This window comes from Sphingobacterium bovistauri, from assembly GCF_020295405.1.
Classification (GTDB): domain Bacteria; phylum Bacteroidota; class Bacteroidia; order Sphingobacteriales; family Sphingobacteriaceae; genus Sphingobacterium; species Sphingobacterium bovistauri.
The window spans coordinates 49078-71223 of the sequence record NZ_JADEYP010000017.1 but is presented as its reverse complement, the minus strand read 5'-3'; the positions used below and the strand labels follow the sequence as shown (position 1 = coordinate 71223).

General features: G+C 35.9%; 17 protein-coding genes. 8 read left to right on the top strand and 9 right to left on the bottom strand.

Annotated elements, in window-relative coordinates:
* Positions 1–26 precede the first annotated feature (26 nt).
* From IPZ78_RS10365 to IPZ78_RS17320, 6 genes are all read left to right on the top strand, one after another.
* On the top strand, positions 27–1190 hold the full coding sequence (locus IPZ78_RS10365) for a FecR family protein (RefSeq protein ID WP_225553386.1): 1164 nt from the start codon (positions 27–29) through the stop codon (positions 1188–1190).
* A gap of 109 nt (positions 1191–1299) precedes the next feature.
* Positions 1300–4590, top strand: coding sequence for a SusC/RagA family TonB-linked outer membrane protein (locus IPZ78_RS10360; RefSeq protein WP_225553384.1), 3291 nt, complete (start codon positions 1300–1302; stop codon positions 4588–4590).
* Positions 4591–6066 carry a RagB/SusD family nutrient uptake outer membrane protein gene (locus tag IPZ78_RS10355; protein ID WP_317197578.1) on the top strand — a complete coding sequence of 492 codons (1476 nt, stop codon included), beginning with the start codon at positions 4591–4593 and terminating at the stop codon, positions 6064–6066.
* 9 nt (positions 6067–6075) lie between these two features.
* The gene (locus tag IPZ78_RS10350; RefSeq protein ID WP_225553382.1) at positions 6076–6918 is read left to right on the top strand and encodes a DUF4843 domain-containing protein; all 843 of its coding nucleotides are present in this window, start codon (positions 6076–6078) and stop codon (positions 6916–6918) included.
* Between the two features lie 15 nt (positions 6919–6933).
* Positions 6934–8511, top strand: coding sequence for a PKD-like family lipoprotein (locus tag IPZ78_RS10345; RefSeq protein WP_225553380.1), 1578 nt, complete (start codon positions 6934–6936; stop codon positions 8509–8511).
* 10 nt (positions 8512–8521) lie between these two features.
* A complete protein-coding gene (locus IPZ78_RS17320; RefSeq protein WP_317197577.1) occupies positions 8522–9616 on the top strand; it encodes a TlpA disulfide reductase family protein in 1095 nt (364 codons plus the stop codon).
* Between the two features lie 69 nt (positions 9617–9685).
* Here the strand turns inward: IPZ78_RS17320 and IPZ78_RS10335 are convergent, their stop codons facing one another.
* The 7 genes from IPZ78_RS10335 to mnmE all read right to left on the bottom strand — a co-directional run bounded on the left by IPZ78_RS10335 (position 9686) and on the right by mnmE (position 16917).
* Positions 9686–10777, bottom strand: a complete 1092-nt coding sequence (locus IPZ78_RS10335) for a TlpA disulfide reductase family protein (protein ID WP_225553378.1) — start codon at positions 10775–10777, stop codon at positions 9686–9688.
* Positions 10778–10844: 67 nt separating this feature from the next.
* Positions 10845–11978, bottom strand: coding sequence for a TlpA disulfide reductase family protein (locus IPZ78_RS10330; RefSeq protein ID WP_225553376.1), 1134 nt, complete (start codon positions 11976–11978; stop codon positions 10845–10847).
* A gap of 602 nt (positions 11979–12580) precedes the next feature.
* Positions 12581–12910 (bottom strand): helix-turn-helix domain-containing protein, encoded by a 330-nt coding sequence (locus tag IPZ78_RS10325; protein WP_225553374.1) that lies wholly within the window; start codon positions 12908–12910, stop codon positions 12581–12583.
* Between the two features lie 74 nt (positions 12911–12984).
* The gene (locus tag IPZ78_RS10320; RefSeq protein ID WP_225553373.1) at positions 12985–13803 is read right to left on the bottom strand and encodes a hypothetical protein; all 819 of its coding nucleotides are present in this window, start codon (positions 13801–13803) and stop codon (positions 12985–12987) included.
* Entirely contained in the window at positions 13800–14915 is a 1116-nt protein-coding gene (locus IPZ78_RS10315; protein ID WP_225553370.1) for a tyrosine-type recombinase/integrase, read from the bottom strand. The genes IPZ78_RS10320 and IPZ78_RS10315 overlap by 4 nt, the downstream gene beginning before the upstream one ends.
* Positions 14912–15277 carry a helix-turn-helix transcriptional regulator gene (locus IPZ78_RS10310; RefSeq protein ID WP_225553368.1) on the bottom strand — a complete coding sequence of 122 codons (366 nt, stop codon included), beginning with the start codon at positions 15275–15277 and terminating at the stop codon, positions 14912–14914. Before IPZ78_RS10310 ends, IPZ78_RS10315 begins: the two co-directional genes overlap by 4 nt.
* A gap of 260 nt (positions 15278–15537) precedes the next feature.
* On the bottom strand, positions 15538–16917 hold the full coding sequence (mnmE, locus tag IPZ78_RS10305; protein ID WP_225553366.1) for a tRNA uridine-5-carboxymethylaminomethyl(34) synthesis GTPase MnmE: 1380 nt from the start codon (positions 16915–16917) through the stop codon (positions 15538–15540).
* A gap of 134 nt (positions 16918–17051) precedes the next feature.
* Between mnmE and IPZ78_RS10300 the strand changes: the two genes are divergently transcribed.
* Positions 17052–19226, top strand: a complete 2175-nt coding sequence (locus IPZ78_RS10300; protein ID WP_225553365.1) for a glucoamylase family protein — start codon at positions 17052–17054, stop codon at positions 19224–19226.
* Between the two features lie 49 nt (positions 19227–19275).
* A complete protein-coding gene (locus IPZ78_RS10295; protein WP_225553363.1) occupies positions 19276–19788 on the top strand; it encodes an OmpA family protein in 513 nt (170 codons plus the stop codon).
* A 75-nt stretch (positions 19789–19863) separates the two neighbouring features.
* Here the strand turns inward: IPZ78_RS10295 and IPZ78_RS10290 are convergent, their stop codons facing one another.
* Both IPZ78_RS10290 and IPZ78_RS10285 read right to left on the bottom strand, forming a co-directional pair.
* A complete protein-coding gene (locus tag IPZ78_RS10290) occupies positions 19864–21033 on the bottom strand; it encodes a tetratricopeptide repeat protein (RefSeq protein WP_225553361.1) in 1170 nt (389 codons plus the stop codon).
* Between the two features lie 11 nt (positions 21034–21044).
* Positions 21045–22142 carry a tetratricopeptide repeat protein gene (locus IPZ78_RS10285; protein ID WP_225553359.1) on the bottom strand — a complete coding sequence of 366 codons (1098 nt, stop codon included), beginning with the start codon at positions 22140–22142 and terminating at the stop codon, positions 21045–21047.
* Positions 22143–22146: the final 4 nt, after the last annotated feature.

The following is a 22146-nucleotide window of genomic DNA, read 5'->3' as shown; positions in this document are numbered from 1 at the left end:
GTCTTTAGTATTGATTAAACCGAAAAATGTGCATGAATAAAAAAGATCGCATAGAATTACTTACCCATAAGTTCCAGAATGGGTCAATAGATAAACAGGAGTTTGCCGAGCTATTGGACTGGTACAATAGTTTTGATGATAGTCAAGTTGAACTAAGCGGTTCGGAAGATATTACATTGTCGACCATCAAAAACAGGATGTATGATCACATATGCAGCCAGGTGGACATCGCTCCCAAACCGTTGACACTGCAGCCAAGGTCCAACTTTAACCTGTGGAAGTGGTCAGCGTCAATTGCAGCTATATTCGTTTGTATTGTTGGTCTATGGTGGGCATTTAAGTCCACAAATAGATTAGAAGATTCGCATTTATCCACGGCATCTTCATCGATTCTACCAGGAAGTAATAAGGCTACCTTAAAATTAGCAGATGGAAGCACAATCATTTTAGATCAACAAGCTGGGGGATTGATATCTGATGAGCAGATCCACTATGCAGATGGCACCTCTGTATTGAACCAAGGAAACAAATTGGATGAAAATAGCCGCTTGATCCTGGAGACCCCACGTGGAGGTACCTACCAAATCACTCTAGAAGACGGTACGAATGTCTGGTTAAATGCAGGCTCCAAACTCATTTATCCAGCACGGTTTGTGGCTGCAGAAAAGCGTATCGTTGAAATCCAAGGTGAAGCCTACTTTAAAGTCGAGAAGAAGCTAGACAAGCATGGACATAAAATTCCATTTATTGTAAAAGCCAATAGGCAGGAAATTGAAGTATTGGGTACCGAGTTTAACGTCGCCGATTACGCTCATTTAGAATATAGCCATACTACATTGATTGAAGGATCTGTGTCTGTATCACATGCCGGCAAAGCCAGCAACCTTAAACCAAATCAACAATGGCTATTACAAAAAAATCATAGCCAGGTGAAAGTGATCAAAACAGCGCCTATTGTCGCTTGGAAAGACAATAAGTTTAATTTCGAAGACAAACCATTGGATGAAGTTCTTGACGAAATAGCACTTTGGTACGATATCAAAATCGTGTACTTAGCTAAAGTTCCTCAAGTGGAACTCATGGGCGATGCTTACCGCAATAGTGACTTCAATCTTATCCTACGACTATTAGAAGTCGCCAAAGTAAGTTACAAATTGGATAAGGCACAACGTATATTATACATCAACTAAAACAAACTACAGTCCATGAAAAGGAAAATCAGCGTCCCTCCCTGAATGTATCAGCTACTGACGAAAAAACAGAACTATGATATAATATTAATATAACTAACCTTATTAAATGAAACAATTCGTGCTTTGCCTGTTGTGGGTCTGCATTGGTACGGTCTACGCACAAAAAATTACGTTCTCCGGGAAAAACGTTCCGCTAGAACAAGCGCTAGAAGCCATACGAAAACAGACAAACTATACGGTCTTTGGTCAAAAATTAGAAATTCAACAAGCAAAAAAGATTAGCATTGATGCTAAAAACATGGAGCTTAATACTTTCTTAAAAATAATCTGTGAAACAGAACCTTTTCAGTACAACATCGAAAATAAGGTAATATCCCTTTCGAAAATTTTACAGCAACCTAAGACAAATCTCCCTGCCAGGACACGTACACAACAGCGCTCCATAGTTGGAACTGTCGTGCGTAAGGATAATGAAAAACCAATCCCCAATGCTACAGTAAAGATAAAGGGTACCTCCTATCAGGCAAAAAGTAATCCTAATGGTGATTTCGCCCTTGTTTTCCCATCAATGGATAAAGATCCTATCGTCGAAGTAACCATTATAGGCATGAAGCCTTTTGAAATTCAGGTGGACCTTAGTATTAACCCAATACTATTTGCAAGGCTTGAAGAGCAGCAGCAGGAAATAGATGATGTCGTCGTGACTGGTATTTTCAACCGCAAGAAGGAAAGCTTTTCAGGCGCTTATGCAACCTATACCGCCGAACAATTACAGATGGCGAGCGCTTCCAATGTGCTGGAAGGCTTACAGATCCTTGACCCTTCCTTTCAAATCGTACAAAACAACAGCTTAGGTTCAGATCCCAACCAACAACTGAATTTAGAAATCCGGGGTAAGACCAGTGTTGCCGCATTGGACGATGCATTTGGCACAGATCCTAATCAACCACTCTTCATACTCGATGGATTCGAATCCACCATGGAGCGCATCCGGAATATCCCTATTGATCGATTAGCATCCATTACCATATTAAAAGATGCAACCGCTACCGCATTATACGGTGCCAAGGGTGCCAATGGCATTATCGTCGTCGAGTCTAAAAAACCAAAATCCGGCGAACTTATTTTCAATTATAGTGGACGCATGGACATGGACCTTGCAGACCTGACTGATTATAACCTGATGAATGCCGCTGAAAAGCTACGCTTTGAACTTTTATCCGGGCATTATGGTTCCGTAAACGAGTATGGACAGATCACAAACAATAATCAACCTCAAAGAGAACAGGTTTATTTGGATCGTCTCAAGGAAGTAAATCGCGGTGTCGATAGCTACTGGCTGAATGAGCCGATTCGCACTGGAATTGGTCAATCCCATAATATTAGTTTAGATGGCGGCGACCAAACCTTTCAGTATAGCATAGGCCTCAATCGACAAGTCGTCCAAGGAGTGATGAAAAAATCAGACAAAGAGGTAACTGATGGCAATATTAACCTCATCTATCGCAAAGGGAAATTTTCTTTCAACAACATCCTCAATGCACGCTATGTGGTAGCAAATAAAGAGCCTGTTTCGTTTTTAAGCTTTGTACAGGCCAATCCTTATTACCGAAAATACAATGAGGCAGGAGAACCGGACAAATATCTAGAAAATATTTCGAACGATGTCCGATTTAATCCATTATATGATTTCAACAACAACAACCTGTCAAAAACAGATGGTCAGGAAATCATTAACAATTTAAGTGTCGACTGGAATATACTCAAAGGATTACTGCTCCGTGTAAATGCAGGCTTATCTCAATTCCGCAATAGCGGCGAGATCTTTAGATCACCCAATAACAGCGAGTATGCGACCAGCCCGATGCGCGAAAGAGGGAGATATACGGAATCAAAAGATAAGATCCTAAAATATAATGGTAGGGCTATCCTATCTTACGGTAATACATGGAATAAACATACAATCAATGTAGGAAGTAGTATGTCTTTGTTTCACAACCAGAGCAACAATACCCAGTATGGTGTTCAAGGATTTATTGATGATAAAATCATCAACCCACAGCTGGCATTAACTTATGAATTAGGAAGATTACCATCCTACCAGGATCTTCGTGATCGATCTATAGCCTTTTTGATGAATACCAACTATGGCTATGATGGCCGGTTTCTTGTTGATGCCAACCTAAGTATTGATGGTTCCTCTATTTATGGCTCCAACCGCAACTTTACCAATATCTATAGCATCGGAGGGGCATGGAACTTGCACCGAGAAGCATTTTTTAAAGACCTGGATTGGATAGACCAACTGCGCTTAAGAGCATCCTATGGCAATCAAGGCAATCAAAATTTCAAGTCCTACATCGCCATGCAGATATATCAATATAATACACTCAATGCCAATCCATTTGGACCTGGATTGAGTATTAGTAATTTCGGCAATCCAAATTTGAAATGGCAAAGAACCTATACGCAAAACTATTCTGTAGATTTCAAAGCCTTTAAGGATCGCCTGCGTATTATGGTTGATTATTATTTAAAAGATACCAATCCCTTATTGGTAAGTGTGGCCACAGCTTCCTCCAATGGTCGAAATGTCTCCATTCAAAACCTGGGCGGCTTGATGACTAAGGGTGTGGAGGGTATATTGAGTGTCGCTCCCATACTCAAACCCCAATTTACTTGGCGCTTAGATTTAAATCTTAGCCACAGCCGATCCGAATACCAAGATATTGGTAATAAATTGGATAACCACAATGAAAAAAACAGAAATAGAAGTATGATACGCTTCTTTGATGGGGGGAGTCCTGATGACCTATGGGCTGTACCTTCATTGGGAATTGATCCATCTACAGGAAGAGAGATTTTCTTGAACCGCTTTGGCGAAGAAACATTTGTTTTCAACTATCAGGACGAAGTCAAAATCGGAAATTCACGTGCTATTTTCGATGGCAATCTGACGAGTACATTATATTATAAAAATTTTAACGTATTGGTCAGTTTCGGTTATCAAATGGGCGGTAAAACTTTTATGAACACACTCTATAACAAGGTAGAAAATATCAGCTCAGCCTCCTTACGCTATAATCAAGACAAACGGGCATTATACGACCGTTGGCAGAAACCAGGAGACGAAGCTTCTTTCAAGGCTTTAAATTTACAGTCCAGCACGCCGATGTCATCCCGCTTTATACAAGACAATGACGTTTTGACATTAGATGCTGTAAGCATATCCTACAGAACCAGTACCTGGTCTTGGTTGAAACAAATACGCGCACGCAGCATGAACTTCAGTCTGGGCTCCAATAGGCTAATGCACCTTTCAACCATTCGAAATGAGCGAGGTATTGATTATCCTTTTGCTCGACATATCAATTTTAGTTGTGGAATAAGTTTTTAAATGGAAATTATGAAAAACATAATGATAACGCTACTCTTCCCCCTATTTATAGTGCTGATGAGCAGTTGCCAGAAATGGCTTAAAATTACACCGACAGATCAGTTTTCAGCTTCCGAACTATTTATCAATAAGGAAGGTTATCTGAAAGCGCTCAACGGAATTTACGTCGACATGACAGCTTCTAGAAGCTATGGAAATGCCCTCAGTGTTGGTGCTATTGATGTCTTAGCACACTATTACCATATCAACAGTAGCACCCATAATTATTACGATGTAGCCAACCATATATATACAGACAGTACCAGTATACGGATTTTCGACGGCATATGGACCAGCTCCTATAAAATGATAGCCGATGCCAATGTGCTCTTAGAAAAAACACCAAATTCACCAGGCACCGTGCTACCACAACCCTATCATGCGATCGTCAAAGGCGAAGCATTGGCCCTACGCGCATTTTTACATTTTGACATTCTCCGTCTTTTTGGATCGGTATGGACGGCAGACAAGATTACAGCACCTGCTCTTCCCTACGCCCTTAATTCCGGTACTGATTTACACCCTTTGCTGAGTCCACAAGACTATTTAGATCAGGTCATCAAAGATCTGGAGGAAGCATCACGTCTTTTGGCTGACGATCCGATACGCACTTCGGGAGTACGACATCAGGAAAACCCTGCAGGAGACAATTCCTTGTATTTTAGACAATACCGTCTAAATTATTATGCCGTTCAGGCCTTATTATGTCGTGCTTATCAGTGGAAGCAAGATCGTGAAAAGACCTATTCCCTAGCGAAGGAACTTCTGACAGAAATAAACCCTGGGCCAAACAGCAAGTTTCCTTTTGTCAGCAATGCCAACGCTACGCATAATACCTTGAAAGACCGACTTTTTTCTACTGAAGTTATCTTCTCCCTGTACACAAACAATAGAAACAATTTGTTTAACACGACTTTTAGTTCCATGCTACCCAAGGTGCAAAAATTAACCTTCAATTTGGACAACAGTGACTATAGTCGGGTCAGGGAACTCTATGATGATGAAAATGATTACCGTGAAGATATATGGCAATTACGTACAGACAACAGCATTACTTCGCTTACCTGTACAAAATTTGAATCCATAGCCAATGCGCCTGGGCAATTCATGATGCCTTTGATACGGCTTAGTGAAATCATCCTCATGCTGGCAGAATCTAGTCCATTACAAGCAGAGGGAGTAGAATATTTAAATACAATTAGAAGGAATCGCAATGCAGTAAATCTAAATCCTACAGACCGCAATGCTTTATTGCAGTTTATCTCTAGAGAATTTAGAAAAGAGGTGATCGGTGAAGGCCAGCAATTCTATTATTATAAGCGAACACAGCAGACGAATCTTCCACGTATTGACCGTCTCACGGGCACCGTCAGCATGTTTCTTCAAAATTATGTCGTACCACTACCGGATAGTGAAATAGCTGTCCGCTCCAATTAAAAAGAAGCAATGAAAAATAAATTTTTAATCTATTTAAGCTTTCTGCTTTGTCTTTTATTAAGCTGTGAAAAGGATAATATGCAGTATTCAGGCCCAGAAGGTATTTACTTTGGGGTGCGCGACTTTGGTCTTATCGTAGATACAGCAGGCCCCTTCCAGCCCAGCTCGCGCGTAGATTTTCTGGTCATGAACACAAGTCAGTATACCTACAGAATGCCTATCCTACTTGCTGGACCAGTAAAAGACTACGACCGACAGTTTAAAATTACTGTAGAACTCGATTCAACAACACTTGAACAAGGAAAACATTATGCAGTACTCAAGGACATTTATACACTACCTGCAGGAGCCCACCGTACCTGGGTTAATATAGATTTCTTTGCTGCCCCAGATCTAGATCTGGCAGAAAAAAGACTTGTAATAAAGATTGTCGAAACAAATGATCTAAAGCCAGCTTTCAACATGTGGGATCCTCCTACAGACATCAATGGCTCTAGGCCTGCCCAAAAAATGGATGCTAGCCGCCATACGATCATTGCCTCCAATATGATGGTCACACCGACGGCATGGTTGGGAAAAGCACAACCCAATGGCGAAGAATTTAATGCACTTGGTGTGTTCACCCGTCGTAAGATGGAATTTATTACCGAACACCTTGGCTTAGCTTATTTCGAATTTTTGGATGCAGAAAGGATGTCGCTATTACGGATGTCACTTATCGGTCAGCAGCTATCCAGGTTATTGATACAGCGCTTTGATGCAGGAAACCCGGTATTGGAAGAAGATGGACGTTTGATGTATGCAGAAGGCGTGCCCTGGAAAAGTTATGTTGGTGTACCCTATAAACCCTAATTATTACAGACCCATATGAAAACAACGAAAACGAAATATAGCTTAAATCCCTCACTGGGTATGCTAATAGCCGGATTCTTACTGGTACAGGGCTGTGCCAAAGACCTTGGTAACTACAGCTATCAAGATATCAATGAACTGGAAATAAACAACTGGCAGGACAATTATTCCGCATTAACCGATGTGGATACTTTAAGGATCAGCCCTACTTTTAGCTCCACTTTCAATATAAATGATTCTACTAATTATGATTTCCGCTGGGTACTTAAAGAAGGTGCATTCAAACAAGACACCATTGGCAGGGCTGGCCATCTTAACTTCCCCGTAAAAATACCCACTGGAAATTATACCTTACAATATCGGATAACCGATAAAAATACCGGTATTGTTTTTTTTAAATTGGCTAATCTAACTATAGGAACCCCTTATAACCGGGGTATCTTACTTACTGGAGAAGACAAACAGGGGAATGCCGAAGCCGCCATGCTGTCGATGATTAAGGATACCGTTTACATGGATGCCATGATAAAAAACTCGGGTATAAATAAAACGTTGAAAGGTCCGAAACACTTCTTTTACGGTGCCGGAATCTATGAAGGACACAAACTTATGTGGTTTACCTCTGAATCAGGTTCCTACTATCTTGACCGGAAAACCATGAAATCCAGCCCAAGCAGTACGTTATCCAACTTTTTGTTGCCTACGGATCCAATCAATGTACAACAGGAATACCTTGAAATCATGGCTCCCCAGATAATAGACAACATTGGCAAAACGGGTGACGAAAGTTATAAAGTGGTACTTACTAATACGGGCAATATTTACACAACCTATACCAGTCTCAGTTCAGGTATGTTCTATAATCCTGTAAACCGTGTTAGCAACAACTTTGAAAAGCTACTTCCCGCGGCTCCCTATTTGATGTATCCTATTGGGAGCATGAGCACAATGATGTGGTACGACCGTACAAATGATCAGTTCATGGCCATCACTGCGCTCCTAGGTATGGATCGCTCTACCTATCCAGCAGACAAAGCAGGCGACCCATTTTCATGGAATGCACAATCCGAGGGCAAGAAATTACGTTACGCCGAAAACACATTCAACAAAGATGGTGGATTTAATAATGGCAATACCTTCGCCATCGTCAAAAACGATGCTGGAAGATGCAATATCTATAAATTTCATGCCCGAGGAAGTAATCCGGTAAAACTGGCCAACTATGCGGTCAAGGCTATTGCCGTAAATTTTGATCAAGCGGAGCAATATGCATTTAGTTCCACCCGTACCGTGGTATTCTATACTTATCAAAACAAACTGTATGCCTACGATTATAATCCAGGAAATGAACGCATGTACGAATTAGATCTTTTCGCAGGAAAAGAGATTACGATGATTAAATTCGACACCCAGCAAAATCCTACGCAAAACTCGCTTTATGTAGCGACCTATGATCCCACAAATGATGGAACCTTACAACGCTTTGTTTTGGATGCAGACCCCAATACAGTAAAACTAAACCCGGTACCAGATGCCAAATGGGAAAAGTTGATCAGGATAAAAGACGTAAACTGGAAAGCCGAAAGGTATTAAACTTAAATACATGAATAGAATCCCGTTTCATGTGGTTTTAACAGCTCTAGTAGGGCTGTTAAATACCGCACATGCCCAAGAATACAATTTCAGTATCAGTGGATCATTGACAGATCCTGCACTTGAAGGAAAGGAACTGATACTATCTATGTCTGGGCATAGTGATACCGTAACAATACAAAATCAACAATTTAATTTTAAAGCAGTCAAAAAAATAGGAAAGGCTAATTTACGCATTTATACTAAACAGGAACGGAATTACCTGACAGAATACCAGCACCCAAAGACAGTACTTTTTTTCGTCGATGGTAAGCCTACTCTTCTTAGAGGCACTGACCTCCAAACTATTAAGGTCAGTGCAAACAGTTTGCAAGATGAATACCAACTACTGGTAAAAGGGATTAAAACTGCGCAGCAGCAAAATCCACAGGCGAGCCAGATAGACAAATGGAAAATATCGAATGAATTAATCCTAGCCTACATGGAGAAAAACCCAACTTCATTGGTATCGCAAGATTTGTTTCTAGAATTTTTTGAGGTAGATCATATGAAATCTTTCCGAATAGCTCAAGCAAAGCGTTTTCAACAAGTATATGAAGCATTTCCTACAGCCTACCGGAAAAGCGATATGGGAAAATTCCTTCCCTTATTCTTGGATGCCGACGCCAAAACCGTTAAAATCGGTCAAGTAGCACCCAATTTTAAATTGACTTCATCAGATGGCAAACAGATAAACCTATCTGACTACCAAGGTAAATATGTATACCTAGACTTTTGGGCTTCATGGTGCAAAGGGTGTCGTATGCAACACCCATTACTTCGTAGACTACACCAAACCTATAAAGATGCTCCCCTGGAGATCATTTCTGTATCCCTGGATGCTGGCGCGAATGCCAAAGAAAAGTGGTTAAAAGCCGTAGAAAATGATAAACTAACTTGGGTACAAGTCGCCGAATTGACTCATCCCTCTGCAATTCAAAAAGAATATGGTTTCCTAGGGGTACCGATGAATTTTCTGATTAATCCAGAAGGTAAAATTGAGGCACATTATTTACATGATGAATATCTGGAAACTTACTTAAACACCTTATTCTCCACTAAATAAAGTACATATTTATTTCAAACAAAAAGCACACTTCTAAAGACTAGAAGTGTGCTTTTTAATTTAAAAAACCTAGTTCAACAATGTTTTCAATGTGTTCTTCAAGTTGTCACCTTTCAAATCAATGGCTACGATCTTACCCTGTGGATCTACCAAGAAATTAGCAGGTATCCCCGTAACACCATATGCGGTCTTAGCAGCTTTTGCCGGATCCTCCTGATCGATACCATTATCCCATGCAGAAGTGTGATTTTCTACTGCATGAAGCCATTTTTCATGGTCTTTGGCACGGTCTACCGATATCTGTATAATATTGAATTTTTTGTCTTTAAACATATCATAAGACTCTCTTAAGAAGGGTAGCTCTTTGATGCATGGTATACAATAGTGGGCCCAGAACTCTACAAGTACATACTCCCCTTTGTAGTCAGCCAACGATATAGCTTTACCCTCAGGTGATGTCACCGTAAATGCAGGAGCTACGGCACCTATACCAAATTCGCGTATCGTCTTAATTTTGTTTGCAACTATTTTACCATAGCGATTTTGAACACTGGACGCTAATTTTGGAAGCAAAGCATCCAAGCGATCCAAATGGTTTGAAACAAAATACGTTTTATTCAATGCCATTAAAATGGGAACTGCCACAATCGTAGTTGGATTTTTCTCTACATAAGTAAGATACAAGCTATCTCTAAGGTTTTGAATATCCGTTTCAGACTGTAGATTTCGCTGCTTGATTGTCTTTGCAATCTGTGTTTTCAGCGCAGCAAATTCATCATTAGACTTCGTTCCTTTTACTTCAATATTGGTAAAATTGTCTCCTTGCACTTTTATTTGTCCCCGCTCTATAAACAGTGAGGTTTGTGATGGAAGGATAAGATTAGTCGTATCACCTGTTTTTATTGCGATCTCAAAAATACTATCTTGATTTAAAAGCAAAGAGACAAAGGAAGGTTCTTGAATCGTTCCAGTGATTGTAAATTGTCCTTTTGTTATAATACTTTTGAATTTCTCTTTTTTAAATGCAATATAGACTTCTTTTCCTTCCAAACGAGGATCTTTTAGCTGTCCTTTTATTGTAAATTGTTCCTGCGCATAGGAAGAATAGCTCATCAGCATACTTACCAACAAGAAAACATAAGCGAATATTTTATGATTCATTTTTAATTGATTTTAAAAAGGACTACCCATGATTTCAGTAGTCCTAGTTCCCATATAGTTTGTTTGATTAATTGTTTGACGATTGATATAATTTACCGACAAAATCATACAGCTTCTGCCCTTTGAGGTTTATTGCTACGACCTTTCCCTTATTGTCCAATAGCACATTTTGAGGTATACCACGAACATTATATAGTTTCGCTACCGGCTCATCCCAATACTTTAGACTGGAAACGTGGTACCAAGGCATTCCATCCGTTTCAATTGCTTCCAGCCATTTTGCCCTGTCTTGATCCAAAGATACACTCATCACCGAAAATCCTTTGTCTTTATAAGCGTTGAATGCTTTAACTACATTAGGGTTTTCCTTGCGACAAGGACCACACCAGCTCGCCCAAAAATCCAATAAGATATATTTATGTTTAGCCAGCACGTCCAGCATACGCAATTGATTTCCTTCCGGAGTAGTCGACGTAAAGTCAATGTAGTTGGTTAATACAGATAGGCCTTTAGCCTGGATTAATACATTTTCAACTTTCTTACCCAACACCGATTCCCTTAGCGAAGGATTCAACTTCTCGAAATAAGCTATTTTTTCGGCGTTTTGAATAAGATTATCACCTAGCGGGTAATTTTTAAAGGTCAGCAGTGAAACAATGGAATTGGGATTTTCGGTTATAAACTGAAACACCGATTTATTATTTTTTTCTTTAGCAGTCCTTACGTCCTCAGTAGCTTTTACAAAGTATTGCTTTTGTTTTTCCATATCTTTTATAGAAAATCCTTTGAAATAAGCCATGGTTGATCGATACGAATTTTCTTTAATAATTTTTGCCAGCTTCTGATATGCCAAAACGTCGGAATCCCCCTTAACAATAGCATTATGTAAGGAATCCTTACTATCAACAGTTATTTTCCCAGGTTTAAGCAACACAGACAACCATTCCATCTGCTGCATATCACCCAATCGAATCTCTGCAGTCAGCGGTTCAGCAATAGCTACTTTAAACTCAAAAGAACCTTTTTGCACGATTACACTATCTCGCAAAAGCTTGTTGTCTAAGCTATAATTTAAATAAATTTTTTGCGTATTATACCTTTGCGGCAATTTCCCGACTATTTGGGTTTGACCTCCCTGCCCTAATGCAGATAGTGGCGAAAGGAACAGCATGAGTCCCCATACTTGGTTTTTTATGTTCATAATTAATTCTTTACAAGTAAAGACTACGAAACATACAAGACGGGTGGGTAAAAATTGATAATCTTCCAACTTATTTCAGTTGGAGGATTATCAATTTTTACAGTTCATGTAATTCAGATGTTATCGAATTGAACTTATTAGCTTAATATTCTGCAACAACGGCATCATGAATTTACTACCATTTAGTGAAGTCAGATTTTATAATTCGATTAAAATATGTTACAGTCTAGTTAATGAGAGTACAATATTTAAATTACAATATAAAAAAACACAAAAAGCTGCGCTCGATATATAGCATCAAAAGCTGATCTATCCGATTGGTCTATTCCAATCAATAGTTCTACATCATTATTATCATTTGCTAACTTCAAGTTCAAATATTAGTTTAGATATTGTATAAATAAACATACATTGATAACTAAGTAAGTTCAATTCGAACTACCCTAATTATTTAATTTTTAATTTGTAGTTATCTATTTATACAATATATTTTTTATTTTTAACTTAATAAAATGATCAATTTTTAAATAAATTCACGTATTTAGATACAATTGCACTTTGTTAATTTATTCAAGTTGAGAATACGATTCTCATAAATAGCATCAACTATTGATTTTTAAATATTTATCAGACAAACTATCTATTTGATCATTACTTAGTTTATGACCACCCCTTAGCCAAGCTTCCAATTCACTTTCATAAAAATATAAACGGTTGCCTTTTTTAAAATGTGGAATTTCTAAATTTTTAGATTTACGGTAAATTCTAGGTACAGACAGCAATAAAATCTGTGCAGCTTTAGATACTCCAATTGGTCTTTCCCTAATATTAGTGGTTTGAGTTTTTGTTGATCCTATTACACCCATTACGGTCTGTTCAATAATATCAACTAATTCCTTCTTGCTAATATTAGTAATCAATACTTGTTCCATATTATTTTATTAAGTACAAATAATCATTGAAACAAAATTAGTTTGATACAACTTCCTTTATGCCAGAAAGGAAATTAAAGATTTAATTTATATAATAATCGAGGATCATATTCTCCATTTAAATACTTTTTTAGAGTTTCAATGGTACCTATACTTTTTCCGTTATCCATTCTCTTAAACTTTCTATTCATCCATTTAGCTAAGGACTTCTTTTCAATAACTAAATAATCAGCACCAATCAAATATTTAAAGAATGCACAAAACTTTTTCGCATCCCTAACATTAAGATCATATACTTTAGTATTAACTCTTTCATTGAAAATCTCTTGCTTAAATTTCACCCTTTGAGACTTATCAGGAATAATACTATCAAAATACTTGTTAATAATTTCTAAATCGCCAGATTTTATAGTTTTAATATTAAGATGAACATTACCAAACTCTTCAGGACTTAAACGAACAAAACTTTTGTGGTGTTTTATGTTTAATTGTGTCTCATAAAGATCATTTTTAATCTTGTATATAGGTAAGATTATATTATTAATAAAATCTAGATATCCGCACACAATTGGATGATCACTACCTGAGATAAGATGTTTAATCATTGAAAATTCAGAAATTGACTGTTTAAGTATTATTAACTTTTCATGAACGTCAAACCCCTCCTCTTTAGATACCAGAATACGTATTATCTCCAATTGGCCTTGTAAGAAGTCATTAATAACGTTTGGTCCCACTATTTGAAATTTTAGATTATCTACATGCTTATACACTATCTCGTATTCTTCATTAGGAATATATCTATTATAAAATTTCTTAAAATCATCCCAAAGGTCTATCGATACGTTTATAAAATCGCGACCTGCATCACAATAGAATTTATTTAACCTCATATGATAATGCTATTTGCAATTTTTACCCGTTGACCAATTTTCATATGGCTATAAATCTCAGTTGTTTTAAGATTTTTATGATGTAACATTTCCTTTCCTGCGTAAATACCATGTTTTTCAATAACAATGACAGCGTAAGTATGTCTGAAATTATGCCAAGTTATTTTCTTTTTTATCCCAGCTAAATGGAGCCATCTTTCTAATAATTTATTGTTATTAGCTGAATATTTTAACCCCCTAAAAACTTGATCATTTTTACCTCCTATTTTACCCATAAGTTTAAAAGCTTGCTCGGAAATCGGATGATAAATAAACTCACCCATTTTTGCACTTTTCAATCTTAAAGTATGTTTATTTATTGAGTCATAAGAGTATGAACTCCATTTTAAAGGAAAAACGTCACTCACCCTTAAACCCGTTACAATACAAAAAAGAGCCGCTCTTTTTATCGTATCAACTTCACATGGAGTTTCCATTAATCTTTTAATCTCATCCTCTTCTAAAAACTCACGGAATGGATTTTCGGCCTTAGGAGATTGAATCCTTAAAGTAAATTTTTTAGAAATTAGACCTTGCAAATAGGCCTCATTTATAGCTGCTTTAAATTTATTGTAATACATGTGCTTAGAATTAGCACTTAACTTATTCATTTCACTTTTAAGTGTAGTTGTTTTCTCTAAATACGTTTTGAAATCTCTACACAATTTTTCTGTTATATCTTTAAACTTACAACGGTTATTGGTGAATCTAGAAAAATATGAATAAGAACTTTTCCATGTGTTATAATTGCCATCTGAGGTAGCACGTTTTTTAGATTCCATTTTAAAGAAATCCAAGAAGCTTTCTTCTTGAGCAAAGAAGGAGCCCTCTTCAAATGAACCTGTAAGTAATCTATTATATCTTTCTAATCTTAATTTCTCTGCAGCAGCTTTTATAATTTCATTTTTTTGCTTTTCAAATGGATCTTTAGTTTTCTTATTGTAATACAATTTTAAAAACTCTCTTCGAGTAGATTTTCCAGTTTTCGGGTTAATAATTGGTGGGTAATAGTCTAAAAACAGACTAACACGACCATCCTTCAATTGACTTTCTCTTAATTTAAAGTTTATCATGGTTTCAACTTTATAAATTCATAGATATCTGATCTTGCTATAACTACACGTCTACCGATCAAAGTGGTTTTTATACGGTCTTTATTAATTAATCTCCATAATGTGGTTCTGCTAACTCCTATAAGTTGACAAGTTTCAACTATATTGAGTATAGGCTTATTTGATCCCAAATCCATTGATTTAGGTGATTTTAATTTTTCATGTGTTTCTTCAAGAGACTTCAGTAATTTTTTATCTCTAATTTTCTTTTTATAAAATCTACTATTACAATTCTTACTGCAAAACCTAGTTACTGTTGTTTTCGCTAAGAAAGCATTGCCGCAAAAATCGCAGATACGACTAATTTTAATATTACTTGACATATTTATTTAAGTTTATATTGTTTCATGAAATCACCTCTCGATGTTTCCTGATGTTACCTGATGTTTCATAATTCCACCACGCCATTTTAAATTTGTACGGATTTTGTATTTTTCAATTTCGACGTACAAAATCCGTACAAATCCATAACAAAGAACACAATCCAAATATAACTAAAAATAAACGAAAAACCCCTTAAAACACTAGTTTTAAGGGGTTTATATATTATTAGTAATTATCAGTTATTACCGTTAATTACGATTTATTTGCCGATACAAAACTTAGAAAATATATTATCCAACAAATCGTCAGTAGTTACACTACCTGTAATTTCACCTAAATGATAAAGTGCTTGACGGATATCCATAGCTAAGAAATCCGATGTGACAGGATTATCAATACCGAACAATACTTTTTCAAGTGATGTTTGTGTGTGTTGTAATGCTTCAACGTGACGTATATTCGTTACCATAACATCGTCTGTATTAAGATTTGCTAAGTTTACTTGATTCAAAAGCTCTTCTTTCAATTCTTCGATACCGATTTGTTCCCTAGCAGATATATATAACGGATTCAATATAGTGAACTCTGATCTCTGAGCATCGGTAATTAAATCAGATTTATTAATGATGGTTACAAATGGAATATTTAGCCCTTTGACTTCTTCAATTTGCATTTGTACGTCTTCAATCGTATCTTGAGTAGGATCAAACAAGTATATAATCAATCTCGCTTGTTTCATTTTTTCACGAGTACGCTCCACTCCTTTCGCTTCAATAATATCAACTGTCTCACGAATACCAGCTGTATCTATAAAACGAAAAGTAATTCCTTTTATATTTATTTCATCCTCAATGGTATCTCGCGTTGTACCTGCTATATCTGATACGATGGCACGCTCTTCATTCAATAATGCATTCAATAGAGTTGATTTACCTACATTAGGTTTACCAGCTATAACTATAGGCACGCCATTTTTCAGTACATTGCCTTGTTCAAAAGATGAAATCAATTTATTAATGACCGAATATATCTTCTGAATGAGCTCCTTCAATTGATCGCGATTTGCAAATTCCACATCCTCTTCCGAAAAATCAAGCTCCAACTCAATCAACGAAGCAAAGTGAACTAAATCCTCACGCAGTTTTTTTAGTTGATTGGAAAAACCTCCGCGCATCTGCTGCATAGCAATTTGATGTGATGCTGCCGAGTTAGAAGCTATCAAATCCGCTACAGCTTCAGCCTGTGACAGATCCAGTCCGCCATTCAAGAAAGCACGTAAGGTGAATTCTCCTGGCCGAGCAGCACGACCACCATAGCGTATCAACAAATTGATAACACGCTCGATGATGTATTTGGAATTGTGCGTAGAAATCTCAACAGAATTTTCTTTAGTATAAGAGTTTGGCCCAACAAATAGAGAAACTAAAACCTCATCAATAATCTCATCCCTCTCTCTGATTGTTCCAAAATGTATAGTATGTGAGGTCTGCTTGGTCAAATCTTTACCTTTGAAGACAGAATTCACTAAAGTAATCGCATCATTTCCTGAAACACGGATCACAGCAATGGCTCCCTGCGAGCCGGGTGAAGTAGCTAAAGCTACAATAGTATCTTGTGTATTGGATGTACTTGTAGACATAAGGACAAAGGTACTAACATCCAACAAGAAAATGAATTATCGTTTTTCAATACAAGAATTAAACTTAACAAGGTATTTACAATCAAATACATTTGATTTAACTATTTTTGTAATTAAGTATTATCCAACTCAATATGTACTATTTAAGAATTATAATATTAATTGCTGTACTTGTACCAAACAAAATATTTGCCGACACATACCCGGAAGTAGTCTTTGATAATAGCATTGTAAAGGGATCCTATGCAAAAAGTAATGTTATCTATTCGGGTAATAGCTGGGTAGAAAATATCAATAAACACCTCTTAGTTTCGGACACATTATTTTTTACACCAGGAAATTCCTTATCACTAAAATACTTATCATCTATAGATGGACATTGGACAACTACCATCAATTACAGTCGTCAGAAGTTTAATTACACTGTAGAAGACACTGATTTTTTAAGCTTAAGATTATTCATTCCTTCTACACAGACTACGGCAAACAATCTGCCTAAAATTTTTGTTAGACAACAGAACGCCTATTCAGACACACTTCGCCTTGCTGATTACATTACAAAATTAGAATATAATAAATGGCTACAAATAAAGATCCCAATCAAAAAATTTAATTTAACCAGTAGTCAAGCTAGTGTATTGGGTATTGGATTTTCTCAAAATGGTCATTCAGAAAAATTACAACAAGTATTTTTAGATCAAATAGAGTTTTTACCAAATAAATATCCTGAAATTCCCTTACGTTCTGCAGCAATTCTAAGTGAAGTAAAGGCATATGATAAAGCTGTTCATCTTAAATGGCAATTGCCTCTATCGCCTAGTATTCGATACATAAAAATTTATCGATCGATCGATGGAAAGGAATTCTACCCCATTAGTATTAAAACAGTTCCAATGCAATCTTGCTTGGATATTGTACCTCGTATTGGAGTAAAATACTATTATAAAATTTCTTGGATGGATTATAACTATCAGGAGTCACCATCATCCGATATCAAGGAAGTTCAAACAACACCTATGAATGATGAAGAAATATTGAAATTAGTACAATTAGCTAATGTGAACTATTTCATCGAAAATTTCGACATCAATAGTGGTATGTATATGCCATTTAGGTCTAAAAACAAAGTTATTGTTTCTACCGAAGAAACTGCGGGAGCTATTTTATCACTAATTGTTGGTGTGAAAAATGAATTTATATCACGACAAAGTGCCTTAAATAGAATTTCAAAAATTACATTTTTCTTATTAAAATCTCAACATAAAAACGGCATATTTCCTGCGTATTATGACGCACGTAAAGGTGTTCCTGAATACAGAAATGATTTATCGATTTATGATGTTAAAGCTTCTGCCGAAATAATTGAAGCGTTGTTAATTGCACGTGAATATTTCAATGATAAAAGTGAATTAGAAAATGATTTACGTAATCGAATCACCCAACTTTATCAGCAAGTGAATTGGAAATCATTGTTGAACGATAGTAATCTATTAACATCAAAACTTGCTCTGGTTGAGAAAAATGAAAATAAAAGTAATTCTTTAATTGGATTTAATAAATCAATTAACACTTATTTAATGGCTACAGGAAAGACTAAATACGCGATTCCTTTGGACACTTATTTTGATGCTATATACCATAAACTAGAAAATATCAAGATAGATACAACTCAATCTCTAAACCCATACTATTATGATGAGCGCATTGAAGAAAATCTTGATGTAGAGGCCAATTCCAATATAATTGACTCTACTATAAAAGTATCTGTGTTCCAAAACAAAATAGCATATGGTGTTAACTTACCATTTGGCAAGTTAAGCACGAGTCTTTTGGGTCTTTATAAACCCTTTCTAACCATACGTCCTAGCGCAATTAATGATTCACTATCGAACTGGAATAATGTATTAAGCAATTATTTACAATACACAAAGCGAAGGGATAACGAGATCGGCGTCGGCGTAAATAATAGTGATATTTGGGGGTACTACAAACAATTTGATAATAGCGATCATTACCGAATAAATCCAGCTATAGCGTCTTCATCCATTTTTTTAGACAAGACAATAGGTACCAAATCCATCATAGATTTTTATAAACAATATGGCGATGTGTTATTGTCAGAGTTAGGATTTCGCTCATGGATTGACCTTAGAGACGAAGATGTATCCGACGAATATACATCTGACAATCAATCAAGTATTGCTATTATGATTGAAAATTCCAGAACTGGTTTAATTTGGGACTTATATGAAAGAATACCTGAATTAAAGCAGACAAGAGAAAGCCTTTTCAGAAATAAGAAGCAATAATATTCCAAAAATAAGTTATATTAGAAACGCATTAAAATTAAAACATTATATGAAAAAATTACTAATACTCCCACTATTAGCCAGTATATTTTCGTTCAACGCATGTAAACAACAACAATTGACTATTCTTCCTGGTGCTGTAGTGAGTAAAGATGGAACAGACGATGGATTGAAGAATGTTAAACATGAATTTAATGACGCTACCCGTACTGATGAAGGAATTAAGTTTTCATTGTCATCTGACGTATTATTTCCAAGTAATTCATCCTATTTAACTGAAAAAGCTAAAGTTGAATTAAACAAAGTGATAAAGTTATTAAAAGAACAGAAAGGTAAAAAAATCCGTATTGATGGGCATACTGATGCTACGGGGGAAGAAAAATACAATATATGGTTATCTGAAAAAAGAGCTGCTTCTGTACAGAAATTTTTAGAAGATGGTGGTTTTCCTAGTTCACGCATTTCGACTAATGGTCTAGGTCCTAACAAACCAATTGCTGACAATAAAACTGCAGAGGGACGTCAAAAGAATAGACGTGTAGAAATCGTTATTTTGAAATAAATAAAACAGAATCATCTCATAAAAAAAGGCGGCTCGAGTTATACTTGAGCCACCTTTTTTTTACGAGATGATATTTTAATTTAAAGCATCCAATTTTGCTTGTACTTCTTTTGATTTATCTTCTAACTGCAAGAAATCATAAACACTTTTTAAGCCTTTAAGACCACTTTCATTTTTAGGTTCAGCTTCAACAACTTTTAAAAAGAATTGCTCAGCTGGCTTAACCTTTTCCTTAAGCTCGCCTATTTTAGTATTATATTGACTATTTGACAAAGTCTTATTAGAATTTAACACTTGTAACTCATCTTTAATTGTATTAATCAATGTAACACCAGCATTAATATTAGCGTCTAAATAATTAGGATCTATCTCCAAAGCTTTTTTATAAGCCTCAAATGCCTTTTGATTATTATTTAATGAAGCTTCAGCAATTCCTAAATAAAAATATAACGTTTTATTTGTTGGTTCTTTCTCGATTTGAGATTTCAATTCATCTAAAATCCCATTAGTATTACCTAACGCAATATTATAGTTGATATTTTGATTCGCAATCTCGTTATCGTCTGGATACATTTTTGCGGCCATACCAGCATATTTAATAGCGTTAGTAGTATCATTTAATGACAAATACAAATTAGGGATATCTTTAACAATTTTCTTATGCTCAGAATAATCTTTTCTATCAATTAATGATATATACTTTGCTAATCCCTTTTCATAATCCTTATTTTGAACGGCTGCAATACCTGCATAATAAGTCAATGTAGTATCACCTGGCATAAAGTTTAATGCATCATTGAATGAATTATAAGCAGTAGTGAAATCTTGTTTCTCCCAAGCACCTACACCCTTATTGAAATTATAAGCGTATAAATTATGTTCACTATTTTTAAGATTTTCTTCGTTTTTCTTCTCTTTATCTAAGCCTCTTGCTGTCGCAATCGCATCTTTAGCTTTAGCTAATAGATCAGCGTCGTTATTGTCAGCCCCTAAATTACCATATACCAAAGAGTAGATTGCCCATGCCTCAGCTGATTCTTTTGTTTTCTCATGAACTACGGCAGCATCTATTGCTTCTTTAGCCGCACTGATATATGATGCACCTAGTTGTGGTGTTCCAGCTTGCTTAACTTCATAATACTTTTGGTAGTTCGTTTGTGCCTTTTTGATATTACCCGTTTGAGCAAATAATGAACCTGCTGAAACGAATATGGCTGTAAAAATAATTCCTTTTTTGATGTTCATATGTTTATTATTTAATTATCTGATATTTGATTTAATAGTGTATTAACTCGGTCCAGTTGTTCTTGGTCTTCTGCCTTCTCGTAAAATAAAGCTAAACCTTTTAAGGCATTGACAGCATAAGGTTTAATACCATTTGCCTTTAATAAATAATCATGAGCTAGATATTGAGCTTCTAAATTATTGCTATCAGCTAGAAACTCATTCAGATGTATTAATCCTAATGCCAAATTAGCATCGTAATTATTATCATCCAAATCTAAAACTTTTCCGTAATATTTTTTAGCATCTACGATATTTCCTACGTTTTCACTTGCAAAGCCTGCTAAATAAAATAATTCCAAGTTATTTGGTTCATATTTTAACGCTTCTTCTATAATGGGTGTAATCGCTTGATAAGTTTTATTTTCGGAGAAAGATTCGATCAAAAGAAATAAAATCGTCTTATCTGAAGGAAACAATTCACGCGCCTCTTGTAATGTATTCAAGTAAGATTGATTATCCTTATTTTTCCTATACAATTTAGCTAATGAAATATAAGTAATTGGTTGAGATTTATCACTAGACACTAACTTTTTATAAAAATTTATTGCTTCTGTGATTTTACCTGCTTCAGCTGATAAAAAAGCTAAATTACGCAATACATCTTCTGATTGTGACCCTAATCTTTCTACCTCAAGAAAACTATTGTAAGCATTTTCGAATTCTTTCTTTTCAATTTGCTTGTTGGCCTTAAAGATGTAAGCAGCTATCAAATTCTGATTGATATAATTTACTTCGTTTTCTGAACGTGATAAGTCTTTTGGATTGACACGTGACAGCGCATCGTTCGTTATATCAATATGATCTTTGTCAGCTTTAATTTTACGTGTAGAATCTGCATAGGCTAGCGAACTATAAACCATAGCACGCAACAGATTATTCTTAGTAGAAGATGAATCTCGTTTTGTTTTATAAGCTGCATCAATGAATTTCTTTGCATTTTCCAATTCTTTGATCTCGCCTTTTACAGTATACCGAGCAAAACTGTTGGAGCTTTCCTTGTAATTAGACTGGGCTACAACAGTTGTGCTTAAGCATACAAATAATAATGAAGCTGTTAATGCTCTCATATTG

What these genes read in the sequence shown, in the direction of transcription:
- IPZ78_RS10365 (WP_225553386.1), top strand. Translation starts at nt 27, where the DNA reads ATGTGCATGAATAAAAAAGATCGCATAGAATTACTTACCCATAAGTTC.
- IPZ78_RS10360 (WP_225553384.1), top strand. Translation starts at nt 1,300, where the DNA reads ATGAAACAATTCGTGCTTTGCCTGTTGTGGGTCTGCATTGGTACGGTC.
- IPZ78_RS10355 (WP_317197578.1), top strand. Translation starts at nt 4,591, where the DNA reads ATGGAAATTATGAAAAACATAATGATAACGCTACTCTTCCCCCTATTT.
- IPZ78_RS10350 (WP_225553382.1), top strand. Translation starts at nt 6,076, where the DNA reads ATGAAAAATAAATTTTTAATCTATTTAAGCTTTCTGCTTTGTCTTTTA.
- IPZ78_RS10345 (WP_225553380.1), top strand. Translation starts at nt 6,934, where the DNA reads ATGAAAACAACGAAAACGAAATATAGCTTAAATCCCTCACTGGGTATG.
- IPZ78_RS17320 (WP_317197577.1), top strand. Translation starts at nt 8,522, where the DNA reads ATGAATAGAATCCCGTTTCATGTGGTTTTAACAGCTCTAGTAGGGCTG.
- IPZ78_RS10335 (WP_225553378.1), bottom strand. Translation starts at nt 10,777, where the DNA reads ATGAATCATAAAATATTCGCTTATGTTTTCTTGTTGGTAAGTATGCTG.
- IPZ78_RS10330 (WP_225553376.1), bottom strand. Translation starts at nt 11,978, where the DNA reads ATGAACATAAAAAACCAAGTATGGGGACTCATGCTGTTCCTTTCGCCA.
- IPZ78_RS10325 (WP_225553374.1), bottom strand. Translation starts at nt 12,910, where the DNA reads ATGGAACAAGTATTGATTACTAATATTAGCAAGAAGGAATTAGTTGAT.
- IPZ78_RS10320 (WP_225553373.1), bottom strand. Translation starts at nt 13,803, where the DNA reads ATGAGGTTAAATAAATTCTATTGTGATGCAGGTCGCGATTTTATAAAC.
- IPZ78_RS10315 (WP_225553370.1), bottom strand. Translation starts at nt 14,915, where the DNA reads ATGATAAACTTTAAATTAAGAGAAAGTCAATTGAAGGATGGTCGTGTT.
- IPZ78_RS10310 (WP_225553368.1), bottom strand. Translation starts at nt 15,277, where the DNA reads ATGTCAAGTAATATTAAAATTAGTCGTATCTGCGATTTTTGCGGCAAT.
- mnmE (WP_225553366.1), bottom strand. Translation starts at nt 16,917, where the DNA reads ATGTCTACAAGTACATCCAATACACAAGATACTATTGTAGCTTTAGCT.
- IPZ78_RS10300 (WP_225553365.1), top strand. Translation starts at nt 17,052, where the DNA reads ATGTACTATTTAAGAATTATAATATTAATTGCTGTACTTGTACCAAAC.
- IPZ78_RS10295 (WP_225553363.1), top strand. Translation starts at nt 19,276, where the DNA reads ATGAAAAAATTACTAATACTCCCACTATTAGCCAGTATATTTTCGTTC.
- IPZ78_RS10290 (WP_225553361.1), bottom strand. Translation starts at nt 21,033, where the DNA reads ATGAACATCAAAAAAGGAATTATTTTTACAGCCATATTCGTTTCAGCA.
- IPZ78_RS10285 (WP_225553359.1), bottom strand. Translation starts at nt 22,142, where the DNA reads ATGAGAGCATTAACAGCTTCATTATTATTTGTATGCTTAAGCACAACT.